At 74.9% G+C, this 6,304-nt stretch carries 7 protein-coding genes; 2 read left to right on the forward strand and 5 right to left on the reverse strand.

The window, feature by feature from the left end; all coding sequences use genetic code 11:
• Positions 1 to 74: 74 nt before the first annotated feature.
• The gene (locus AB0O00_RS05365) at positions 75 to 1,019 is read right to left on the reverse strand and encodes a PAC2 family protein (protein WP_363648763.1); all 945 of its coding nucleotides are present in this window, start codon (positions 1,017 to 1,019) and stop codon (positions 75 to 77) included.
• Between the two features lie 679 nt (positions 1,020 to 1,698).
• Here AB0O00_RS05365 and AB0O00_RS05370 point away from each other — a divergent pair.
• Positions 1,699 to 2,445, forward strand: coding sequence for a GNAT family protein (locus AB0O00_RS05370; RefSeq protein WP_359969740.1), 747 nt, complete (start codon positions 1,699 to 1,701; stop codon positions 2,443 to 2,445).
• A 17-nt stretch (positions 2,446 to 2,462) separates the two neighbouring features.
• On the opposite strand, the gene AB0O00_RS05375 is transcribed toward AB0O00_RS05370, so the two are convergent.
• Complete coding sequence (locus AB0O00_RS05375) at positions 2,463 to 3,674, reverse strand: ADP-ribosylglycohydrolase family protein (protein WP_363648764.1); 1,212 nt, start codon at positions 3,672 to 3,674, stop codon at positions 2,463 to 2,465.
• A gap of 108 nt (positions 3,675 to 3,782) precedes the next feature.
• Between AB0O00_RS05375 and AB0O00_RS05380 the strand changes: the two genes are divergently transcribed.
• On the forward strand, positions 3,783 to 4,805 hold the full coding sequence (locus tag AB0O00_RS05380) for a hypothetical protein (RefSeq protein ID WP_363648765.1): 1,023 nt from the start codon (positions 3,783 to 3,785) through the stop codon (positions 4,803 to 4,805).
• Positions 4,806 to 4,813: 8 nt separating this feature from the next.
• On the opposite strand, the gene AB0O00_RS05385 is transcribed toward AB0O00_RS05380, so the two are convergent.
• The 3 genes from AB0O00_RS05385 to AB0O00_RS05395 all read right to left on the reverse strand — a co-directional run bounded on the left by AB0O00_RS05385 (position 4,814) and on the right by AB0O00_RS05395 (position 6,207).
• Positions 4,814 to 5,146: a transcriptional regulator gene (locus AB0O00_RS05385; RefSeq protein WP_363648766.1), complete on the reverse strand. Its 333-nt coding sequence runs from the start codon at positions 5,144 to 5,146 to the stop codon at positions 4,814 to 4,816.
• Positions 5,146 to 5,625 (reverse strand): hypothetical protein, encoded by a 480-nt coding sequence (locus AB0O00_RS05390; RefSeq protein ID WP_363648767.1) that lies wholly within the window; start codon positions 5,623 to 5,625, stop codon positions 5,146 to 5,148. The genes AB0O00_RS05385 and AB0O00_RS05390 overlap by 1 nt, the downstream gene beginning before the upstream one ends.
• A gap of 66 nt (positions 5,626 to 5,691) precedes the next feature.
• Positions 5,692 to 6,207, reverse strand: a complete 516-nt coding sequence (locus AB0O00_RS05395) for a ribonuclease (protein ID WP_363648768.1) — start codon at positions 6,205 to 6,207, stop codon at positions 5,692 to 5,694.
• Positions 6,208 to 6,304: the final 97 nt, after the last annotated feature.

Below are 6,304 nucleotides of genomic sequence, written 5' to 3' on the forward strand. Positions count from 1 at the left end.
GCTGCGGCGGCCCGTCCCCCGGGCACCGCAGGGGCCAACGAACGGGCGCCGCCGATGACTCCCGCCCGGGTCGGCTACTCCGCGCCGCGCTCGTGCTCGGCCAGGAACTGCTCGAAGCGCCGCCCCAGCTCGTCCGCCGAGGGCAGGTCGACCGGCTCCGCCAGCAGGCTCTCGCGGCCCTCCGCGCCCGCCACGGCGTCGTACTGGCCCTCCATGCCCCGGATCGCCGAGCGCAACTCGCCGTCCCCCTGGGACAGCTGCTCCTCGATGTCGGCGTAGACCTCGTCGACCCGCCGGCGCAGCCCGGTGCCCGGGAGCACCAGCCCGGTGGCCGACTGCACGGCCTCCAGGATCAGCACGGCCGCCGCCGGGTAGGCCGAGCGCGCCACGTAGTGCGGCACGTGCACGGCGAAGCCCAGGACGTCGTGGCCCGACTCGGCGAGCCGGTACTCCAGCAGCGCCTGCGCGCTGCCCGGGACCTGCGCCTGCTCGAACCACTGCGGGTAGTCGGCGGCGAGGTCGAGCCGGTTCCCGTGCGGGGTCAGCCCGACCGGGCGGGTGTGCGGCACGCCCATCGGGATGCCGTGGAAGTCCAGGCACAGCCGGACCTCGAAGCGCTCCACGAGCTCGCGCACGGCACCGGCGAAGCGCTCCCACTCGACGTCCGGCTCGGGGCCGCTGAGCAGCAGGAACGGCGCGCCGGCGGCGTCCCGCACGAGCTGGAGCAGGATCTCCGGCGGGTCGTACGACGTCCAGCGGTCGCGGTCGAAGACCATCGCCGGGCGGCGCGCCCGGTAGTCCACCAGGCGGTCGTGGTCGAAGCGGGCGACGACCTGCGGCGAACCCGTCTCCAGCAGGTGGTCCACCACCTGGCCGCCGGCCTCCCCGGCGTCCATGAAGCCCTCGAAGTGGTGGAGCAGCACGAGGCCCGCGCCGGTGTCGCTCAGCTCCGCGTTGGCCTCGGCCACGGCGGCCACGCCCTGCCGATCCAGCTCGTACAGCGCCTGGAAATCACGCACCGCGCACCCAACCCCGTTCTCTGCTCGTCCCGACTCGCCCCGGCGGACCCGGCTGTTCGCCCTTCTCGTCGTCTCCAGCGTGCGGCGCCCCGCCGGAATTCCCGCCCGCCCGGACGACGTCGCCGCGGGCCGTGGCCGACCGCTGTGCACCATGATCGCACCCGATCGAAAAGCCGCTGGTCAGGGGTGCCGTCAAGGGGTCCCGGCAGCAAGATCGGGAGCGCGCCGCGACGACCCGAGCCCCCAAACGCGCGCCGCGAAGTGACGCACCGCCTTCTGGCGGGTATCGTCCTCTCGCTGCCTCGCATCGTCGCGTCGTCATCACGTCGTCCGTAACGCCGTCGATCACGTCCCGGATCGGTGCTGGCCAGCCACCCACGACGCATCTTGCCTTCACTTGGCCGCCCGCTTCCTTTCGCGCTCTCGTTCCTCCTCGGCCATCTCGCGGACGCATACTGTCCCCTCGCTCATCCCGCCGGACCGGTCCGTGGACCCGTGTCCGTTCCGGCACCGCGCCGCCCGCTCCGGGCCGCCGCCCCCGCCACGCCCGACCGGACCTCCGGCGCGCACCGGGGTACCCGGCGGACGGACACCGGGCCGGGGCGAACCAGTCCACCGCAGCCCGTGCCGTACCCCGGCGCGAGCTGCCCCCTACGACCGATGAAGGACAGAAGGTTCCGTGCCCGTACCTGTCACCCTCACCGGCCGCACCGTGCGGCTGGAGCCCCTCGCCGCGCACCACGCCGAGGCCATCGCCGAGGCCGGCGCCGAGGACCGTACGACCTACGCCTTCACCCCCGTCCCGCACGGCCTCGAAGCGGCCCGCGACTACGTCGCGCGCGCCCTCGCGGACCAGGCCGCGGGCCGGTCGCTGCCGTTCGCGACGGTGAACGCCGCCGACGGCCGGGTCGTCGGCTCCACCCGCTTCCTGGAACTCGACTACTGGCAGGGCCCGCTGGTGTGGCCGCCGGTCCCGGGCGTGCCGCACGGCGACCCGGCCACCGCCGTGCCGGACGCCGCCGAGATCGGCAACACCTGGCTCTCGCCCCGGGCCCAGGGCACCGGCATCAACACCGAGGCCAAGCTGCTGATGCTGCGCCACGCCTTCGAGACCTGGGGGGTGCAGCGGATCTCGCTGCGCGCCGACGCCCGCAACCTGCGTTCGCGCACGGCGATCGAGCGCCTGGGCGCGACCTCCGAGGGCGTCCGCCGGGCGCACTCGCGCGGGCTGGACGGGGTGGTCCGGTCCACCGCGTTCTACTCGATCCTGGACGCCGAGTGGCCGGCCGTCCGCGACATCATCGAGCTGCGGATCGCCAACGCGACCTCGCCGAGCGCCCCGGATCCGGAGATCAACCAGGAGTGCCTTAGACACGGCGGCAGCGGCTCCGGCCATCTGAGCTACGGCCTGAGCGTCACGGCCTGAGCGTCACGGCCTGAGCCTCAGCGCCCGGCGGCGGACTCCAGCAGCCGGGCGAGGGCGTCCGGGCCCGTGCGCCCCGACCGCCCGGCGTCGACCACGGCCGAGACCGGACGCCAACCGCCGCGCACGCGCGTGACCGCCACCTCCCACACGGGGTGGCCGCTCACGGCCTCGTTGATCTGCAGCACGCCCTCGCGGGTGCGGACGGTCCAGCCGTCGAGCCCGGCCCGGACGCGCCGCCACTGCTCGTCGCTCCACACCACGTCGGGGACGGGGTGCGGCCGCGGCACCAGCAGGTCGGCGCGGCCACGGCCGGCCGTGACGGACCCCGGCTCCGGGAACGCCCAGGCGGGCAGCGGCTCGCGGGCGGACCGCCAGGCCTCGGGGATGCCGGCCGTGCCGGTGTGCGCGGCGACCACTCCCCCGGCGATGGCGGCGACGGTGTCCACGTCGCCACCGGCCGCGACCGCCTCCCACACGGCGGCCGGGTAGTCGCCGAGCCGGCGGGCGGCGCACCACAGCGCGTACGGGACGGTGTCGGCGGCGGACGTCCGGCTGCCGTTGCCGAGCACCCTCGCCGCGACCCGGAAGTCCGGCTCCGCGAGCAGGCGGACGGCCTCGGCGAGCCCGTCGCGGACGGCGCCGTCGGGGGTGTGGTGCAGGACCTTCCGCAGCAGGCCGTCCGGAGTCAGCGGCTCGGTCCGGGCCCGCACCGCATACGCGGCGGCCACCGCGACGGCGACGGCGACGGCGCCGTCGACGGCCTGCGGGTGGGTGTGCGTGATTACAGCCGTCCGGGCGGCCAGCCGGACGCACTCGTCCGGATCGCCGGCGAGCGCGGCCCCGAGCGGAGCGACCCGCATCGCGGCGCCGTTGCCGTACGAGCCCTGGCCGTCGAAGAGTTCGGCCGCCAGCGCCGCGGCGTCCCCGCCCTCGCGGACCAGCCGGAGCATCCGGTTGGCGGCCGGGCCGTAGCCGCGGTCGAAGTCGTGGCGCAGGGCGAAGGCGTAGGTCAGGTCGAAGGTGTCGACGGTGCCGCGTTCGGTGTGGGCTGCGTACACCGAGCAGGCCATCTCGGTGTCGTCGGTCCACGGCCAGGGGGCCGGCGGGACGGTACGGGTGGCGAGGTGCGCGGCGGCGACCTCGGGAACGAAGAACTGCGCGCCGAAGGCATCGGCCACGGAGAGGCCGACGAGCGCGTCGAACGCGGGGCCCTGGTGTGGAGTTGTCATATGTCCCCAGCTCAGCGGTCCGGCCGACGCTTCGTCAACCTGTTTTGCCGGGCCCCTCCCACGGGCGATGTTTCGCATACATCCGATCTTGGCGGGAAACACTCGGGCATGACCCGCGCGATTCCCCCCGGCCCCCTGGACCCCCTGGGCCCCCTCGACCCCGTCGGCCTGCTCGGCGCCGACCAGCAGCACGTCGTCACCCGGGCGCAGCTGCGGCGCCTCGGGGTGCCGTCCGGCACGATCGCCCACCGGCTGCGGCCCGGCGGGCCGTGGCAACAGGTCCTGCCGCGGGTGATCTGCCTGCAGACCGGGCGGCTGACCGCGCATCAACGGCTGCGCGCCGCACTGGCGTACGCGGCGCCGAAGGGACGGTCGCCGCAGACCGGGGAGGTGTTGCTGACCGGGTTCGCGGTGCTCGCGGACGCGGGCCTGCCGAGCGCCGGGCACCCGTCCGACCTCGCCGACGTCGACGTGCTGATCCCGGGGCAACGCCGGGTCGGCGACCGCGAGTTCGTGCGGATCCACCGGGCGGCCGGGCCGATGCCGGGCGGGTACGAGCGGGACGACGGCCTGTGGAGCACCACCGTCGCGCGGGCCCTCGCGGACCTCGCCCCGCGCGAGCCGGGGCTGCGGCGCTTCCGGGCGCTGTGCGCGGAGGCGGTCCAGCGGCGGCACTGCGAACTCGGCGAGCTGCTGGACCACTTGCTCGCCCGGCCCGGCGCGCTCGGGCTGCCGCCGGTCGCCCAGGTGGTGGAGGACCTGACGTCCGGCGTGCGGTCGGTGGTCGAGGGCGAGGCGCGCGACCTCCTGCGGAGCTCGGGCCTGGCGGAGCCGCTGTGGAACCCGGTGCTGTTCCTGGACGGCCGCTTCCTCGCCGTCCCCGACGCCTACTGGCCGCACGCGTGCGTGGCGCTGGAGATCGACTCCCGGGCCTGGCACCTGCGCCCGGCCGACCACGAACGCAGCCTGGTCCGCGCCAACCGCCTCACCACGGCGGGCCTCCCGGTCGTCCGCACGACCCCGGTCCAGCTCCGCCGCGACCCGACCCCCGTCCTCCACGAACTGACCGCCCTGCTCACCACCGGCCCCCACGGGCCCCACACCAGAATCACCTGGCGCCGGGCCCGCTGAGCCCGGCGTCAACTCCCTTGACGCTCTGCGGGCGCGTGCCTCGCGCCGGCAGCCTCGGCCGCGGCGACCAGGCGCTGGAGTTCGGCGAGGTGGGCGGCGAGGGCGTTCCGGCCGGCATGGGTGGCGGCGAGCCAGGTGCGGGGGCGCTTGCCGACGTACCCCTTCTTCACGGTCAGGTAGCCGGCCTCTTCGAGGGCGGTCGCGGCCTTGCTGAGGACGGAGTCGGAGACCTCGCAGTGCTCACGGACGGCACCGAACTCGGCTTCCTCGCACGCGCCGAGGAAGGCGAGTACGGTGAGCCGGGTGGGGTGCTGGAGCAGCGGGTCGAGAGCGGGGGGCATCAGCCGGCCTCCCGCAGCCGCCGGATCCGGCGGTTGAGACCGGCGTTCGACAACCAGAAGGCCGCACCCGCGGTCGCCCCGGCGACCGTGCAGATCACCTGCGGCCCACCGCCCGCGAACCACGCGAGCACCGCTCCGGCCAGCCCGGCCACCAGTACCCCGAGGACACCCAGGAGGACCGGGCCGCCGGTACCGGGTGCCAGGCCCTTCTGCATGACGCCGCTGCCGCGCATGCCGGCCCGGGCGACGAGGACGCAGAAGGCACTCCAGACCCCGCTGAGCACTCCCAGCAGCCAGATCCGGTGCGTTGCGATGGCGAGGCCGACCACCGCCCCGTAGACGATGAAGCCGGCCGCCAGGGCCGGCCCGTACCAGCGGGGCAGCGGAACGGGCAGCCGGGCCGCTGCGCTGGCGCGGTAGGCCAGGCGCAGCGCCTCGGCGGCAGGAAGGTCTGCGGGCACGGAAGTTGAGTCGCTCATGGAATCCCCCTCGGACGGCGACGGTGATTCCACTATGGCATCTACTTTCCGAAGTGGAAAGTACTTTCAGCAGCGCGGGTCGATCTCCTGGAAGGTGGCGTAGTGGTCGGGGGACCAGAACTGTTCGCCCGCGCCGCCGGTGACGACGCGGCGGGTGCCGCGGTCGTTGGAGCCGGGGGTGACGACGGTGTACTCGTGGTAGTAGCCGTCGGACTTCTTGGGGAGGCGGCTCTCGCGGTTCTCGAAGACGATGCCGTCCCTGTTGTACGGATACGGGCCGCCCTTGGCGATCAGGCCGAGGGTGTCCTGGGCCTGGCTGGGGAGCTTGGTGCGGCACACGTCGGCCAGCGCGGGGTCGGCGGGCACCCAGGTGCCGCTCGGGGCGGGGGTGCGGCCGGCGGGCGGGGACGGCTTCGGGGCCTGGGACTTGGCGGCCGAGGAGTTCGCGGCGGCCGTGGTGGAGGCCCCGGAGGCGTTGGAGTGGCTGCTGCCGCCCTTGCCGGCGAGCAGGTACCCGATCCCGCCGAGGACGGCCAGGATCAGGACGGCCACGACTACGAGCGGGCTTTTGCGTCTGGTCATGCGCCCCAGCTTGCCAGGACCGGGGGAAGGGCCACCCGTGGGGGGCCGCCGCCACACAGACGTACGGCCGGGCGGGGACGGACGCCGTTGTCCGTCC

This window comes from Kitasatospora sp. NPDC093558 (assembly GCF_040683475.1).
Lineage (GTDB): Bacteria > Actinomycetota > Actinomycetes > Streptomycetales > Streptomycetaceae > Kitasatospora.

Coding starts and splice junctions, on each gene's coding strand:
- AB0O00_RS05375 (WP_363648764.1), bottom strand. CDS start 3,674: ATGACAACTCCACACCAGGGCCCCGCGTTCGACGCGCTCGTCGGCCTC.
- AB0O00_RS05380 (WP_363648765.1), top strand. CDS start 3,783: ATGACCCGCGCGATTCCCCCCGGCCCCCTGGACCCCCTGGGCCCCCTC.
- AB0O00_RS05385 (WP_363648766.1), bottom strand. CDS start 5,146: ATGCCCCCCGCTCTCGACCCGCTGCTCCAGCACCCCACCCGGCTCACC.
- AB0O00_RS05390 (WP_363648767.1), bottom strand. CDS start 5,625: ATGAGCGACTCAACTTCCGTGCCCGCAGACCTTCCTGCCGCCGAGGCG.
- AB0O00_RS05395 (WP_363648768.1), bottom strand. CDS start 6,207: ATGACCAGACGCAAAAGCCCGCTCGTAGTCGTGGCCGTCCTGATCCTG.